Raw genomic sequence first — 13,298 nt, 5'->3', positions numbered from 1 at the left:
CGATTCCCCATGGCCGGTCCTGAGCGTAATGATCTTTCAGAGCGGATTGCCAAAGCGCAGGCCGACAATAACGCGCGGGAAGCCAGGAAACGCAAACGTGAAGCAGACCAGGAGAATGTGAACTCAGGGGCTGGCATGGCCCTGCGCTACGGCGCGGAAATGGCCGGCTGCATCGTGATCGGACTTCTTATCGGATACTGGTTCGATAAGGTTTTCGAGACGGAGCCCTGGGGACTGCTTGTCTGGCTGGGATTCGGCCTTGCAGCCGGAATCCTTAGTGTTATACGCGCCTATCGCCAGCTAACGGCATATGCGGAACTTCAGGGAACGGACCAGACAAAGGGTCCGGAAAACGGGAAACAGGGCTGATGAACCTCTCCTTCCACCAGATGGCTGACCCGATGAGCCAGTTCGAAGTGAAGAAACTCTTCGAGCTACAGATTGGCGGCATCGATCTTTCTTTCACCAACGCAGCTTTCTACATGCTGCTTGGCGTTTCGCTGATCATCATCTTCTTTGGCCTCGCGGCTTCGCGCGGCAAGCTTATCCCGTCGCGTTCGCAGTCCATTGCAGAGATCGGCTATGGCTTTGTGGCCAACATGGTTCGCAGCACTGCGGGCGAAGAAGGCCTCAAATTCTTCCCATTTGTCTTCACGCTCTTCTTCTTCGTGTTCTTCGCGAACATGATCGGCATGGTGCCATACGCCTTCACGACAACCAGCCACATCGTCGTTACCGGTGCTCTGGCCCTGCTCGTGATTTCGATCGTGATTATCTATGGTCTCTACAAGAACGGCCTGAAATTCTTCAAACTTTTCGCCCCGTCCGGCGCTCCGTTCTTCATCTATCTCATTCTCGTGCCGATCGAGGTCATCTCCTTCATCGCACGTCCTGTGACGCTGGCGCTTCGTCTCTTTGCGAACATGCTCGCCGGTCACATCATGCTGAAGCTGTTCGCCACCTTCGCTGCGCAACTGTTTGCTGCAGCGCTGGCAGGTACGGCGCTCCTCGGTGTTGTCGGTGTGCTCGCCTTCGCAATGGGTATTGCCATCAACGCGCTAGAACTTCTCGTTGCAGGCCTTCAGGCTTACATCTTCGCGATCCTGACCTGCGTCTATCTCAACGACGCGCTTCATCCATCGCACTAGTTTCTCGCCGGTGCGGCCAAAAGAGCCGCGCCTCAACACTTGACGCGCCCCGCCGAACAGGCTTCACGGGCATCAAATCGAACCAACGCCAATCCCTCAAAGGAGACACGAAATGGAAGGCGATATCGCTCTTGGCCTCAAATATGTTGGCGCAGGCCTCGCAACTCTCGGCATGATCGGTGCCGCGCTGGGTGTGGGCAACATCTTTGCCAGCTTCCTTGATGCTGCCATGCGCAACCCATCGGCTGCTCCTCAGCAGACCGGTAACCTCTTCATCGGTATGGCTCTTGCTGAAGCTCTCGGCATCCTGGCCTTCCTGGTGTCCGTCCTGATCCTCTTCGTCGTTTAACGAAGACTTTCCGGATTATTGATTTGGGCTGGCCCGTCGCTACCAATGCGCGCGGGCCAGTCTCCACCATTCAGCCTGATAAGGTCGCGCCATGAATTTCCTGTCGCTTGCTGCTCCGGCCGCTAACGGCGAAGCCGCCGGTGGGGCCTCATTCCCGCCGTTCGATCCGTGGCATTTCCCGTCACAGCTCTTCTGGCTGGCCATCCTGTTTGGTATTCTTTACCTCGCGCTCTCGCGTTTCATCCTGCCCAAGCTTGGTGGCGTGATCGAGAGCCGCGAAGACACAATTGCTGACTCACTCGACGAAGCCGCGCGCCTCAACGAGCAGTCCAAGGAAGCGAAGCAGCAGCAGGACCTTGCGCTTGCAGAAGCTCGCGGCAAAGCCCGCGACACCGCTGACAAGGCCCGCGAAAAGGTTGAGGCCGAGATTGCCGCTGAAACCGCCAAGGTTGACGCTGAACTCGGCGAACGCCTCGCGGAGGCCGAAGCCCGCATCCAGACACTTCGCAACGACGCCATGTCGAACGTCGAACAGATTGCAACCTCCGCGACGCAAGCCATGCTTGGCCGCCTCGGCGTGACGGTGACCGAAGCAGACGCCCGCCAGGCCGTCGCCCGCAATACACAGCAGGAAGGCTAGACGATCATGAAGATGGAACGTTTTTCATTCATGCTGACAGCAGCTGCCCTTGTTGCACCCGTCGCTCTTGCAGCGCCCGCAGAAGACGGCGGCTATGGCCCGACCACGGGCTTTGGCAACCTCGCCTACCCTTTCACCGACGCAGCCACGAACTTTGCCTTCGCTGCATTCGTCGCCTTTCTCCTCATCGCGATCTCCATGGGCGCGCTCAAGGCGATTACGTCCGCACTGGATGGCCGCGCTGACGAGATCAAGCGCCAGCTGAATGAGTCGCGCCAGCTTCGTGAAGAGGCCGCTGCCGCACTGGCAGACGCAGAACGCAAGCAGAAAGAAGCCGACCAGGCCGCTGATGAAATGATCAAGCAGGCCAAGGCTGATGCCAAGATGATGGTTGAGCAGGCCCGCAAGGATCTCGCTGAGAAGGTTGCACGCCGCGAAGCGCAGGCCGAAGCCCGCATTGCACGTGCCGAAGCCGAAGCGACCAATGATGTGCGCCGTGCTGCTGCAAACGCTGCCACCCGCGCTTCGAAGGATATTGTGGCTAACTCACCTCAGCGCAGTGACCTCTTCACCAAGGCGCTGAGCGATATCGAGAAAGCGCTTAACTAGCTCTGATCCCGACCCATAGTTCTGTTTATAGATGCAAAAACGCCCTGCTCTTCAGCGGGGCGTTTTTTTGTCTGGAGCGTTGCTTTTACGAACGGGATTGTTTGTCACGTCCGAAGACGGCCCGCATAAGCCAGTTGGGCGCGAACCGTTCGAGACGGGGAAAGCGGTTCAGCATGCCTTCCATCCAGCGGCGCCCCCACACCGCATTCCGGCCAAGCAGCACCACGCCGATAATGGCGAGTGGCAAGCCAATGGGAAGAAACGGCGTCAGCGCGCCGATTGGAATTGCAATGGCAATGAGGAAGGCACCGAACGCGGCGAGGCACTGCCTCATAGCCACATGAAGCCCCATCGTTACCGTACCAAAGCGCCTGCGGGTGGCATTCATTTCGGGAGGCAGAGGCATATCGGAATCGAGGGGTTTTCGTGCCATCATTTCCTATATGGTCTCCCGTCTAAGCTTGCCTAGGTGCTTGCTGAATTCCCGCGGATTGATGCGGTGATAGCGATTGCGATACAGCCTTTGCTTGTGAAGCAGGCCATGCCATGACAACGCAGGAACAGACACTCCGATCCGGGATGAAGGCACCTGGATAATAAGTAGAGGGATGCAGCGGCTTGAAGCTCCATACGATACAGGCTCTTCGCGCCGTCGCCGCGCTTCTCGTGCTTGTCTATCATACGCGTGCAATCGAGATGGACGCCATCGCGCGCAAGGGGCTCAACGAAGCTCCGATGCTGTCGACCTTCGTCCAAAACGGTTTTTCGGGCGTCGATTTCTTCTTCGTGATCTCCGGCTTCATCATGGTCTACGTGACAGGCAAGGTGCAGCCGCGCCTGGCAACGGCAGGCGCATTCCTGTTTGCGCGCGCCGCTCGCATCTATCCGCTCTGGTGGCTGTTCGCCGCTATCATGACAGCCTATTTCCTTCTTGCTTATGGCGGCGTGCCCTTCGGGGCTGAAACGCTTGAGGATGGAAGCAGGATGATGCGCGAGAACTCGGCACTCCATCTCATTTACTCCTACGCGCTGCTTCCCCAGCTGACCGTTCCTATCCATGGTGTCGGCTGGACGCTGGTGCATGAGATGCACTTCTATATTGGCTTTGCGCTGCTGATCCTGCTGCCGCGCCGGTTCCTGCCACTCGGACTGACTGGCTGGGCAGCTATCATCCTGCTCGGCACGCTGACGGGTCTGCAGCAGCCAACCGCAACAGATTACATATCCCTGCTGCTGCATCCGCTATCACTTGAGTTCCTGGGAGGCTGCGCCGCAGCGCTGCTCATCTGCTCAGGCCGCCGCTTCAAGCCAATGACCGTGCTTGTCGTCGGCCTTATCGCCTTCATCGCTGCACTCTATCTGCAACCCTACCCGACTGACTTCACGCTCGGTTGGGGACGCGTGCTTTTCTTTGGCATTCCCAGCATTCTCATCGTCTATGGCGCTGCCGCTCTGGAAGCCGAAGACCGCGTGCGGGTCCCTCGCTCATTTGTCGTTCTCGGTGACTGGTCCTATGCGCTCTATCTCGGCCACACACTCGTGCTGAGCGGCCTGCGGCGTATCTTCGATGCGCTGGCGGTCCGCCTGCAAGGTACCTTCCTTGAAGATGTTTTCACAATCGGCGCGCCAGGCATTCTCGACAATCTGCTGTTCTACATCGTCGGCACAATTGGTAGCATCGTCTTCGCGGGGCTGGTCTTCAGGCTGTTCGAGAAGCCTGCGATGACGCTGACCGGCCGTCTGCGCCGAGACCTGTTCAAGGACACGAACGCCCAGCTGAAGCCCGCCCCGATCAAGGCCGCTATCTGGTAGAAAAATGGCCGGGACATTGCCCGGCCACCTCTCATCTTATTCTGCCGCGATCTTGTCGGGCTCGCTCCAGCGAAGCTCCGGTTTTCGGGCGGCCTGCGTCTCATCGAGACGCCGCTTCGGCGCGAGGTATGGCGCACTTTTCAGGCTTTGATCCCCGGCCTTGGCCTTCTCTGCGATGGAGAGAAGCGACTCGCAGAAACGGTCGAGTTCTGCCTTCGACTCGGTCTCAGTTGGCTCGATCAACATGGCGCCATGTACGACCAGCGGGAAGTACATGGTCATCGGGTGATAGCCCTCGTCGATCATCGCTTTGGCGATATCAAGCGTCTCGATCCCTTCAGCCGTGAATGCATCAGAGAAGAGCGCCTCGTGCATGCAATAACCGTCGAAGGCAGGCGTCATCACCGTCTTGAGGCGCGACTGGAGGTAATTGGCGTTGAGCACCGCATCTTCGGCAGCCTGTTTCAGGCCGTCTGCGCCATGGCTCAGCATATAGGCAAGCGCGCGGGTGAACATGCCCATCTGGCCATGGAAGGCGCAGAGGCGACCGAAGGCGTCAGAGCCTTCGCCGCTACGCTGTTCAACCAGATGGAAGACACCATCTTCCTCAACCACGAAAGGCACAGGTGCAAAGTCAGCCAACGCTTCCGACAGCACCGTTGGCCCTGCTCCGGGGCCACCCCCGCCATGCGGCGTGGAGAATGTCTTGTGCAGGTTGATGTGCATGGCATCGACCCCAAGGTCGCCCGGACGCACACGGCCAACGATGGCGTTGAAGTTCGCTCCATCACAATAGAAATAGCCGCCAGCTTGATGGATGAGATCGGCAATCTCACGAATGTCCGTCTCGAACAGGCCGCACGTGTTCGGGTTGGTCAGCATGATGCCGGCAATGTCGTCGCTGCCTTCAAGCTTGGATTTGAAGTCGTCCATGTCAACACGGCCACGTGCGTCGGCCTTGATCTCATCAACCTTGAAGCCGCACTGCACCGCCGTCGCCGGATTAGTGCCGTGCGCAGAGGCTGGCACGAGAACGCGCGTGCGGGTCTCGATCTCACCGCGCGCGATCAGCGCACCGCGGATCGCCATCATGCCGCAAAACTCACCATGTGCACCGGCTTTGGGGCTCATTGCGACAGCGGGCATGCCGGTGAGGGTCTTCAGCCAGGTGGCAAGTTCGTCGATCAGCTCCAGCGCGCCTTGTACGGTCGACTGGGGCTGGAGCGGGTGAATGTCTGCAAAGCCCGGCATCCGGGCGACTTTCTCATTGAGGCGAGGATTGTGCTTCATCGTGCAGGAGCCGAGCGGGAACAGGCCAAGGTCAATGGCATAGTTCTGCTGGCTGAGGCGCACATAGTGGCGCACGGCTTCTGGTTCTGAAAGCCCCGGCAAACCGACGCTCTTCTTGCGCGTCACGCCGCCAAGGCGGTCCATGCCGCCCTTTGGCGCTGGCAGGTCGACACCTGTCTTGGTGGTGGAGCCGGTCTCGAAGATCAGGTCTTCACGCTGCTGCAGGCCGCGCGAGCCGGATACAGTCTCGATCGCGGGCTGGGCGCTGGGCGCAGACGGGGTGGTCGGGCGGCCTTGTGAATTCATGCTCATGCCTGAGCCTCCACGAAATGCTGGGTGTTGGGTCCGAAAGTCTCTTTCAGACGCTTGTTTGCTGCGCTGACATGAATGGCGCCGAGGGCGAGGATTTCCCGGCGCAGGTCAGCGTACAGTTTCTTGAAGTCCTGTGGGTCGCGCCAGGTTTCAGGATCGTCATAGATCTTCTGAAACTGGGACTTGCGGCGGTGGATAGCCGCCTTATCGGCGCCCATGCGCACGAAGATCTCTTCAAGGAAATTTTCATACTCACGGATTGCCCGCTTGTGCTCCCAGGCTTCCTGATGTTGGGGCGCCTCGCTCATGACAGCACCGTCGCGAGCGCATCTGCATACGCCTTGATATCGGCCTCGCTTGTACACTCCGTGGCAGCGGCAATGATGACATCATCAAGGCCCTTGCCCGGATAGAGGCGCGAAGCACGCACACCGCCAACGACGCCAAGCCCATCGAGCTTCTCGAGCACGTCGCCAGCATCGCCCGGAATACGGAATGCAAACTCATTGAAGAAGCGCGGTGTCAGGAGTTCGACGCCAGGAACGCCTTCCAGCGCATCGGCCAACATGCAGGCAGCTTCATGATTGAGCTGTGCCAGGTGGCCAAGTCCTTTCTCACCCAGCAGTGTCATGTGCGCGGTAAACGCCAGCGTGCAAAGCCCAGCATTGGTGCAGATGTTCGATGTCGCCTTGTCGCGGCGGATATGTTGCTCACGCGTTGAAAGCGTCAGGACGAAACCGCGATTACCATCGGCATCAACGGTCTCACCACACAGACGGCCTGGCATCTGCCGCATCAGCTTCTTCGAACAGGCGAAAAGGCCGACATAAGGGCCGCCAAAATTCAGCGGATTGCCGATCGACTGGCCTTCGCCCACGGCAATGTCAGCGCCCATCTCGCCGGGCGGCATGGTCATGCCCAGCGCGACGGCTTCGGTGAAGACGGACACCAGAAGCGCCTTCTTTTCATGGGCCGCATCGGCCACAGGGGTCAAGTCAGTCACCGTACCGAAGACGTTCGGGCTCTGGCCGATAACACAGGCTGTCTCGTCATCGACAGCATCAACAAGCGCAAGCTCATCATCCACACCCGGTGCAAGCTGGACGATCTCGATCCCCTGCGCTTCACACACCGTACGCGTCGCGGCGGCATAGTGTGGGTGCAGGCCGCCTGACAGGACTACTTTCTGGCGCCGTGTGACGCGGCACGCCATCACCGCAGCTTCAGCACAAGCCGTCGAACCGTCGTACATGGACGCGTTCGCCACTTCCATCGCCGTCAGAGCAGCGACCTGGCTCTGGAATTCGAACAGGGACTGCAGCGTCCCCTGCGCAATTTCAGGCTGGTAAGGCGTATATGTCGTCAGGAATTCGGACCGCTGGATGATGTGGTCCACGGTTGCCGGCACGTGATGCTTGTAGGCACCGCAGCCAACGAAGAACGGCCCTTCGGAAGCGGTCCGGTTCTTGGCCGCCAGCGCACCCATATGGCGTTCGACAGCAAGCTCCCCCTGATGGTCAGGAAGGCCGGTAATCTTGCCACCAAGGCGCGCGGCCTCTGGCACGTCAGTGTAGAACTCATCGACGGAGGCTGCGCCGATCGTGGCCAGCATCTCCTTACGGTCTTCAGGTGTCAGGGGGAGGTAACGCATGTTTATTGGCCTTTGCAGAACTCGAAATAGGCGTCCTTGTCCATCAGGTTGCGGGTCTCGGCGCCATCGGAAAACTTGATCACGCAGAACCAGCCTTCGCCTTCAGGGTGCTCGTTCACCGTCTCCGGGGAATCGGCAAGCGCGCTATTGGTATCGACGACCTCGCCAGACAGTGGCGCATAGACATCGGATGCGGCTTTGACGCTCTCTACCACGGCCATGTCATCACCTTTCTTGAAGGTCTTGCCTACTTCCGGTGTCTCGACGAACACGACATCGCCGAGCTGCTCGGCCGCGTAGCGAGTGATACCGACCGTTGCGAGGTCGCCGTGAACGGTGACCCACTCATGATCTTCAGTGTAGAATGTCGTTTGCTGGGTGAATTGCGTCATCTGGCGAGTGTCCTCAACGTTTGTAGTTTGGTTGTACGAATGGCAGGGCAGCAACCTCACCAGCGCGGGCCTTGCCGCGCACCATGAGGTCGATTTTCGTTCCGGGATTGGCGAGATCCGCGCGCACATACCCCATGGCGACAGGGCTGTCCGTGCTGGGGCCAAAGCCGCCTGATGTGACCATGCCGACAAGCTGGCCGTCGACATGGATCTCTGTGCCTTCACGCGCTGGCGCGCGCTCAAGCGGCAGGATGCCGACGCGCTTCTCGGCCGGACCTTCAGCGATCTGTTTCAGAATTTTCTCCGCGCCGGGGAAATCAGCGCGCTCGCGTCGTGACTTCTGGATCACCCATTGCAGGTCAGCCTCGACCGGCGTGCGGCTCGCATCCATGTCATGACCGTAGAGACATAGCCCCGCTTCAAGACGAAGGCTGTCGCGTGCGCCAAGACCAATCGGCTTGACGCGCTCATCGCCAAGCAGATTGCGCACATAGGCAAGACCTGTCTCATTGTTCGGCAGGAGGAGCTCGAACCCGTCCTCACCCGTATAGCCGCAACGCGAAACCATGTAGCGCTGACCATCCTTCTGGACGTGTGCGCATCGCATGAAGCTGAGCTCTGCCGCTTCAGGGAAATGGGGGGTCAGCACCGCTTCAGCCTCAGGCCCCTGTAGGGCGACAAGGATGCGGTCGTCGGCGGTCTGAAGCTCTGCCTCACCCGCCAGCTTCTCGCGGATAAGGGCCCAGTCATCATGCTTCACTGCGCCATTCACGACGATATAGAGCATGCCATCCAGGCTGGCGTCAGGCATGCGCGTGATGATGAGATCATCGAGGATACCGCCGTCTTCATTGAGCAGTACCGTCAGGCGTCCCTGGCCCGGTTTCAGTGTCGAGATCGCGCTTGGCACAAGGCGCTCGATCAGGGCAGAGATCTTCTCATGCGCGCCCGGCTGGCCGAGGCCTTCTTTCAGGTAGAGGAAGCACGGCCCCATATGGGAGACGTCGAAAAGGCCGGCATGCTCACGGGTCCAGAGGTGTTCGGGCTTCACACCCTCGAACTGGACCGGCATTTCATAGCCGGCGAAAGGCACCATCTTGCCGCCATGCTCCTGATGGAGGTCATGGAGCGGTGTCCTGCGAAGTGTATCGTTTGCTTGGTCAGCCATGGCACCCTTTGACATTGGAGACGGCCGTCCGCTCCGGATCATCCGGATGGTTGGCCGCCCCCGCTGTCTCGGTGCCTGAGAGATTCCGTCTTTCGAACCGTATCCTGATCACCGCGACGGGCGAGCAGAATGAGAGGGTCCGAAAAGACTTGCTCCTTCGGCGAGGCCTGCTGCGGGTCTTCTGCTGGCCCGCTTACCTCTTTCCAGCGTTTAGGTCTCTCCCGGTCCTTTTGCCTGAGCGTTTCCGGGGCGGTTGCGCCTTCGGCGGCAGGCACAAAGGCCTGCTCTCTCCCGGGAGGGAGTCATCACTTGAGCCGCAAACTATTTCGGATTCAGCGTCCGGGCAAGCATAACGTCGCCCTCAGGTGACTCCAGTTGGCAGCCTGCCCCGTTCCTGTGCAGGCCAGGCTGCGCTGAGGGCCTAACGCACCGCAAAGTCGAATGGCTCGTTCCGGTTCTTGCCCTTGTTCGGCCCCATGAAGCCGAAGAGGTGACCGGCGACCTTACGCATCTGGATCTCCTCGGAGCCTTCCGTGATGCGGTATCGACGGTGGTGGCGATAGATGTGCTCGAACGGCTTGTGACGCGAATAGCCCATGCCGCCATGCACCTGCATCGCGCGGTCAGCCGCATCACAGCAGAGCCGGTTGGCGTAATAGTTACACATCGAAACCTTGTCGGAGAGATAGATCGCGACGTCTGGCTTGGACATTTGGTCAATCTCCCAGGCCGTCTTGAAGATCAGAAGGCGCAGCATCTCTGCCTGGGTGGCGAGCTCCACGAGCGGGAACTGGATCGCCTGATTGTGCGAGAGTGCCTTGCCGAAAGGCTTTCTCTCATTGGCATAGTTGATTGCCTCGGTGATGCAGTACATCGCCGCGCCGACAGAGCTTGCGGCCTGACGGATACGGTTCTCGTGAACGAAGTGCTGGGCGAGCGCCAGGCCACCCTCCGGTGGACCGAAAACCGCCTCTTCCGGCACCCAGAGGTCCTTGATGTAGAACCGGGCATGGTCGGTCGGCATGTTGAACGTCCACATGAACTCATCGATCTCGATCGCCGGGTCCTGCGCGGGCGTGATGAGGCAGGTGATACCTTTTGCGTCGCCGTCTTCCCCAGAGGTGCGGCAGAACATCATGATGTGAGAGGCGGCATGCATGCCGGTGATCCACATCTTGGCGCCATTGATCAGCCAGCCATCCTTGCCGTCCTTCTTGTGGCGCACGGCACGCGTTTCCATGTGCGTGGCGTCCGAGCCGTGGTCAGGCTCCGTCAAGCCGAAGCAGGCGCGGAATTCACCTTTCAGCGCGGCATCGGCGAGGTGCTTCTGATCTGGGCGCGCAAAGTCACGCAGCATCAGGATCTGCGGCATGTTACCGACAATGGAGTGCTCATTCTGCAAGTCATTATGCAGGCCGAGACCCTTGCGCGCGAAATGTTCGCGGATGATTGCCATGCCGAGATTAGTGCCGTCCTGGCCGCCAAACTCCTTTGGTAGAGCGTAGCGAAGGTGCCCGGCTTCATCGGCCAGCTTTTTGGCCTGACGCAGCAGGTCTTCCCATTCCGGACGCGGCAGGCCGTCATTGTCGAAATCGGTACGCGCCCATTCGCGGCGATGGTCGAAAAAACGGATATTGTCGTCTTTCTGCTCGAGCGGCTTGATCTTCTCCTCGATGAAATTGTCCAGCACGACGAGATAGTCGGCGATATCCTGCGGAATGTTGAAGTCCATTGAAACCTCCCTTGCGCCTGCGCGCGATCTGTTCTGTTTGCGCTGAAGGATACCGGGCCGGCAGGCCGCATCAATGCAGGCCGTCGCGTCAAGGCGGAGAAGTTTCTTCGCGGATATTCCAGCGTTTACCAAAGTTCCGGGGATCACCGTCGAAAAATAGTCATCGCTGAACGATTGACATTTTATTCAGCGCTCATAAATACATCGGGTAGAGTAAAACCAGAACCAGATCTCCCGCCAACGCCTGAAAGGTTTCCTCCCATGATCCGCTCCATCGTACTGTCAGCCGCATTTGCAGCCATTGCCCTGCCCGCAGCTGCAGGAACGGCGTTCACCGCAAAGCTCGCGACCCCGGCTGATAGCCAGTCCAGCGTTGTTGCGGCAAAAGCTGTATGGACCTGCAACGGCGATACCTGCATCGCCGATCTCAACCGTCGCACGGCAACCGTCCGCACCTGCAAGAAAGTCGCTTCTGAAGTTGGCGCACTCGCGTCATTCGGCACAGCGAATGACAGCCTCTCCGAAGAAGAACTGGCTGAATGCAACACGGCCGCTGAAGACTAAGTCACTATATCTCACTCTCTGAATGAACTTGCCGCCCTTCACTGAGGGGCGGCATTTTTTCATTGGGGTGGAGATAAATTGCGTTCAGGTTCCGGAGGGCGGCTCCTTCGGTTCCCAAAGTTCGACCTTGCGCCCATCGGGATCCATCAGCCAGGCAAAGCTTCCGTAGTTATGATCCTCGCGCGGCTGGACGGGCGATACGCCGACCGCTGCCGCCTGCTGAAGAATACCTCCAAGATCATCGACCATCAGGTTGAACATGACATCATGGTCTGAAGGTTTGAAATAGTCGCTGCCGGACTTGAACGGCGCAAAGATCGTCATTGCGCCCTTTGGGAATACTTTTGCTGACTCGGCGTGGCTGAAGGAAATGCCATACTCTGACGCCTGGATACCCAGAACGCTTGTATACCACTCTTTCGTGACCTCTGCGTCCTCGCAGAGAAAGAAGATACCGCCTACACCGATGACCTTGGCCATGTCCGTCCCACCATTTTTTGTTGTTCGGACATCCTGCATCAAAAACGACGACACGGCGAGACCTCTAGACCTCACCTTCCATAAGGAAGAGATCGGTATCATCAGGGCTTGAGCCCGCCGCGGTCAGCATGGCGTGAACCTGACCGCGATGATGGGTCTGATGATTGAAGATATGGGTGACGAGAAGCCAGACCGGCTTTGACAGAGTGCGTTCTGCTGCGCCTGAATACCATTCCAGGCGATCTCGAAGGTCACTCTCGCTGAAGCCATCAGTCCATGTATCGATGACATCGTCCATTTCCATGCGGTCAGCCTGTAAGACCTCCCAATCCGCCCATAGCTTCAGGGTTTCGTGGCCAGCGCAGGTCGGCTTCTCACACATACCAAACCGGGACAGCCATATGCGGTCTGCCCAGAGTATGTGCGCGAGCGTCTCGTGAATGGACCGGAAGAATGCGCCGCGATCTTCAAGGCGCGCGGAGTGATCAAGACTGTCGGCTGCGCTATAAAGGCTTTCATTCTGCCAGCGATTGTAACGCGCCATCAGATGCGCCTGATCCGGCATGATCATGAGGTCCCCTCCTCCAGTTTTCGCTGAAGGCGAGTTTACGCCTCAAGCCGTCCCGCGGCCAACAGGCTTTGCGTGCTCGCTCGCATGGCGGTCGAGATATTCCTGTAGCAGACGCGCATTCTTCGCATTGGCCTTATGAGCAAAGTCGAAAAGGTCGCCGACCAGTGGTATCGCACCGAGGAGCGTATCGACCAGCAGGTTCCAGATCATCCTCGCGATCAGCCCGCCTGACGCGCCTTCCTGGCGTGCCCGGTGAATAATATAGAGCCCAAGGCCGCCTGAAACCGTGTCACCAATACCCGGGATGAGACCAATGATACCGTCGAGGCCAAAACGAAAGTTCGTGCCTGGCAGCTTGAACTGGGTATCCAGAAGTTTCGCGAGCCGGTCGATGTCCGATCGGTTTCCAGTGGGCATATAATCGATCTCCTTTGAAAGCCGAACGCGCATCCTCTAGAAGCTGTTCCGCCGCGCCCGATGAGGCACCGCGACGTCATCGCACCCGCTGACCATTTTGGGGTAGCTTCCTGTACTTCGCCCCGTTAGGTTGCACCGCAACAAACGAGAACCTGTCTGGAGG

Annotated in this window: 17 protein-coding genes and 2 riboswitches; of the genes, 7 read left to right on the top strand and 10 right to left on the bottom strand. The window is 58.9% G+C overall.

Annotation, left to right across the window (positions count from 1 at the left end; translation table 11 throughout):
* Positions 1-9 precede the first annotated feature (9 nt).
* From D1224_RS01960 to D1224_RS01940, 5 genes are all read left to right on the top strand, one after another.
* A complete protein-coding gene (locus D1224_RS01960; protein ID WP_119378254.1) occupies positions 10-369 on the top strand; it encodes an AtpZ/AtpI family protein in 360 nt (119 codons plus the stop codon).
* Positions 369-1,148: a F0F1 ATP synthase subunit A gene (locus D1224_RS01955; protein ID WP_233350356.1), complete on the top strand. Its 780-nt coding sequence runs from the start codon at positions 369-371 to the stop codon at positions 1,146-1,148. The genes D1224_RS01960 and D1224_RS01955 overlap by 1 nt, the downstream gene beginning before the upstream one ends.
* Before the next feature lie 112 nt (positions 1,149-1,260).
* Complete coding sequence (locus tag D1224_RS01950; protein ID WP_018146608.1) at positions 1,261-1,497, top strand: F0F1 ATP synthase subunit C; 237 nt, start codon at positions 1,261-1,263, stop codon at positions 1,495-1,497.
* A gap of 91 nt (positions 1,498-1,588) precedes the next feature.
* Positions 1,589-2,137, top strand: coding sequence for a F0F1 ATP synthase subunit B family protein (locus D1224_RS01945; RefSeq protein WP_119378253.1), 549 nt, complete (start codon positions 1,589-1,591; stop codon positions 2,135-2,137).
* A 12-nt stretch (positions 2,138-2,149) separates the two neighbouring features.
* On the top strand, positions 2,150-2,746 hold the full coding sequence (locus D1224_RS01940) for a F0F1 ATP synthase subunit B family protein (RefSeq protein ID WP_182482130.1): 597 nt from the start codon (positions 2,150-2,152) through the stop codon (positions 2,744-2,746).
* A gap of 85 nt (positions 2,747-2,831) precedes the next feature.
* Here D1224_RS01940 and D1224_RS01935 read toward each other — a convergent pair whose 3' ends face one another.
* Positions 2,832-3,182, bottom strand: a complete 351-nt coding sequence (locus D1224_RS01935) for a hypothetical protein (protein WP_233350355.1) — start codon at positions 3,180-3,182, stop codon at positions 2,832-2,834.
* A gap of 182 nt (positions 3,183-3,364) precedes the next feature.
* Between D1224_RS01935 and D1224_RS01930 the strand changes: the two genes are divergently transcribed.
* Positions 3,365-4,558, top strand: coding sequence for an acyltransferase family protein (locus tag D1224_RS01930; RefSeq protein WP_119378251.1), 1,194 nt, complete (start codon positions 3,365-3,367; stop codon positions 4,556-4,558).
* Positions 4,559-4,594: 36 nt separating this feature from the next.
* On the opposite strand, the gene gcvPB is transcribed toward D1224_RS01930, so the two are convergent.
* The 6 genes from gcvPB to D1224_RS01900 all read right to left on the bottom strand — a co-directional run bounded on the left by gcvPB (position 4,595) and on the right by D1224_RS01900 (position 11,103).
* Entirely contained in the window at positions 4,595-6,160 is a 1,566-nt protein-coding gene (gene gcvPB / locus D1224_RS01925; RefSeq protein ID WP_119378250.1) for an aminomethyl-transferring glycine dehydrogenase subunit GcvPB, read from the bottom strand.
* Positions 6,157-6,468 carry a hypothetical protein gene (locus D1224_RS01920; RefSeq protein WP_119378249.1) on the bottom strand — a complete coding sequence of 104 codons (312 nt, stop codon included), beginning with the start codon at positions 6,466-6,468 and terminating at the stop codon, positions 6,157-6,159. The genes gcvPB and D1224_RS01920 overlap by 4 nt, the downstream gene beginning before the upstream one ends.
* Positions 6,465-7,811, bottom strand: coding sequence for an aminomethyl-transferring glycine dehydrogenase subunit GcvPA (gene gcvPA / locus D1224_RS01915; protein WP_119378248.1), 1,347 nt, complete (start codon positions 7,809-7,811; stop codon positions 6,465-6,467). Before gcvPA ends, D1224_RS01920 begins: the two co-directional genes overlap by 4 nt.
* A 2-nt stretch (positions 7,812-7,813) precedes the next feature.
* On the bottom strand, positions 7,814-8,203 hold the full coding sequence (gene gcvH / locus D1224_RS01910; protein ID WP_119378247.1) for a glycine cleavage system protein GcvH: 390 nt from the start codon (positions 8,201-8,203) through the stop codon (positions 7,814-7,816).
* Positions 8,204-8,216: 13 nt separating this feature from the next.
* A complete protein-coding gene (gcvT, locus tag D1224_RS01905) occupies positions 8,217-9,371 on the bottom strand; it encodes a glycine cleavage system aminomethyltransferase GcvT (protein ID WP_233350354.1) in 1,155 nt (384 codons plus the stop codon).
* Between the two features lie 61 nt (positions 9,372-9,432).
* Positions 9,433-9,580, bottom strand: a riboswitch (glycine riboswitch).
* 3 nt (positions 9,581-9,583) lie between these two features.
* Positions 9,584-9,675: riboswitch (glycine riboswitch) on the bottom strand.
* Positions 9,676-9,792: 117 nt separating this feature from the next.
* Positions 9,793-11,103: an acyl-CoA dehydrogenase family protein gene (locus D1224_RS01900; RefSeq protein ID WP_119378426.1), complete on the bottom strand. Its 1,311-nt coding sequence runs from the start codon at positions 11,101-11,103 to the stop codon at positions 9,793-9,795.
* A gap of 261 nt (positions 11,104-11,364) precedes the next feature.
* On the opposite strand from D1224_RS01900, the gene D1224_RS01895 reads away from it, so the two are divergent.
* On the top strand, positions 11,365-11,667 hold the full coding sequence (locus tag D1224_RS01895) for a CC_3452 family protein (protein WP_119378245.1): 303 nt from the start codon (positions 11,365-11,367) through the stop codon (positions 11,665-11,667).
* Positions 11,668-11,751: 84 nt separating this feature from the next.
* Here D1224_RS01895 and D1224_RS01890 read toward each other — a convergent pair whose 3' ends face one another.
* The 3 genes from D1224_RS01890 to D1224_RS01880 form a co-directional block, all read right to left on the bottom strand.
* Positions 11,752-12,147, bottom strand: a complete 396-nt coding sequence (locus D1224_RS01890; RefSeq protein WP_119378425.1) for a VOC family protein — start codon at positions 12,145-12,147, stop codon at positions 11,752-11,754.
* Between the two features lie 64 nt (positions 12,148-12,211).
* Complete coding sequence (locus D1224_RS01885) at positions 12,212-12,718, bottom strand: DinB family protein (protein WP_119378244.1); 507 nt, start codon at positions 12,716-12,718, stop codon at positions 12,212-12,214.
* 42 nt (positions 12,719-12,760) lie between these two features.
* A complete protein-coding gene (locus tag D1224_RS01880; protein ID WP_119378424.1) occupies positions 12,761-13,135 on the bottom strand; it encodes a DUF4112 domain-containing protein in 375 nt (124 codons plus the stop codon).
* Between the last annotated feature and the right edge of the window lie 163 nt (positions 13,136-13,298).

The sequence above is a fragment of the Henriciella barbarensis genome (genome assembly GCF_003576345.1).
Classification (GTDB): Bacteria; Pseudomonadota; Alphaproteobacteria; order Caulobacterales; family Hyphomonadaceae; genus Henriciella; species Henriciella barbarensis.
Note: the sequence above shows the minus strand (reverse complement) of the source record. Positions and strands in the feature narration are given on the sequence as shown.

What these genes read in the sequence shown, in the direction of transcription:
- D1224_RS01890 (WP_119378425.1), bottom strand. Translation starts at nt 12,147, where the DNA reads ATGGCCAAGGTCATCGGTGTAGGCGGTATCTTCTTTCTCTGCGAGGAC.
- D1224_RS01935 (WP_233350355.1), bottom strand. Translation starts at nt 3,182, where the DNA reads ATGATGGCACGAAAACCCCTCGATTCCGATATGCCTCTGCCTCCCGAA.
- D1224_RS01880 (WP_119378424.1), bottom strand. Translation starts at nt 13,135, where the DNA reads ATGCCCACTGGAAACCGATCGGACATCGACCGGCTCGCGAAACTTCTG.
- D1224_RS01920 (WP_119378249.1), bottom strand. Translation starts at nt 6,468, where the DNA reads ATGAGCGAGGCGCCCCAACATCAGGAAGCCTGGGAGCACAAGCGGGCA.
- gcvPA (WP_119378248.1), bottom strand. Translation starts at nt 7,811, where the DNA reads ATGCGTTACCTCCCCCTGACACCTGAAGACCGTAAGGAGATGCTGGCC.
- D1224_RS01940 (WP_182482130.1), top strand. Translation starts at nt 2,150, where the DNA reads ATGGAACGTTTTTCATTCATGCTGACAGCAGCTGCCCTTGTTGCACCC.
- D1224_RS01945 (WP_119378253.1), top strand. Translation starts at nt 1,589, where the DNA reads ATGAATTTCCTGTCGCTTGCTGCTCCGGCCGCTAACGGCGAAGCCGCC.
- D1224_RS01895 (WP_119378245.1), top strand. Translation starts at nt 11,365, where the DNA reads ATGATCCGCTCCATCGTACTGTCAGCCGCATTTGCAGCCATTGCCCTG.
- gcvH (WP_119378247.1), bottom strand. Translation starts at nt 8,203, where the DNA reads ATGACGCAATTCACCCAGCAAACGACATTCTACACTGAAGATCATGAG.
- gcvT (WP_233350354.1), bottom strand. Translation starts at nt 9,371, where the DNA reads ATGGCTGACCAAGCAAACGATACACTTCGCAGGACACCGCTCCATGAC.
- gcvPB (WP_119378250.1), bottom strand. Translation starts at nt 6,160, where the DNA reads ATGAGCATGAATTCACAAGGCCGCCCGACCACCCCGTCTGCGCCCAGC.
- D1224_RS01885 (WP_119378244.1), bottom strand. Translation starts at nt 12,718, where the DNA reads ATGATCATGCCGGATCAGGCGCATCTGATGGCGCGTTACAATCGCTGG.
- D1224_RS01900 (WP_119378426.1), bottom strand. Translation starts at nt 11,103, where the DNA reads ATGGACTTCAACATTCCGCAGGATATCGCCGACTATCTCGTCGTGCTG.
- D1224_RS01955 (WP_233350356.1), top strand. Translation starts at nt 369, where the DNA reads ATGAACCTCTCCTTCCACCAGATGGCTGACCCGATGAGCCAGTTCGAA.
- D1224_RS01950 (WP_018146608.1), top strand. Translation starts at nt 1,261, where the DNA reads ATGGAAGGCGATATCGCTCTTGGCCTCAAATATGTTGGCGCAGGCCTC.
- D1224_RS01960 (WP_119378254.1), top strand. Translation starts at nt 10, where the DNA reads ATGGCCGGTCCTGAGCGTAATGATCTTTCAGAGCGGATTGCCAAAGCG.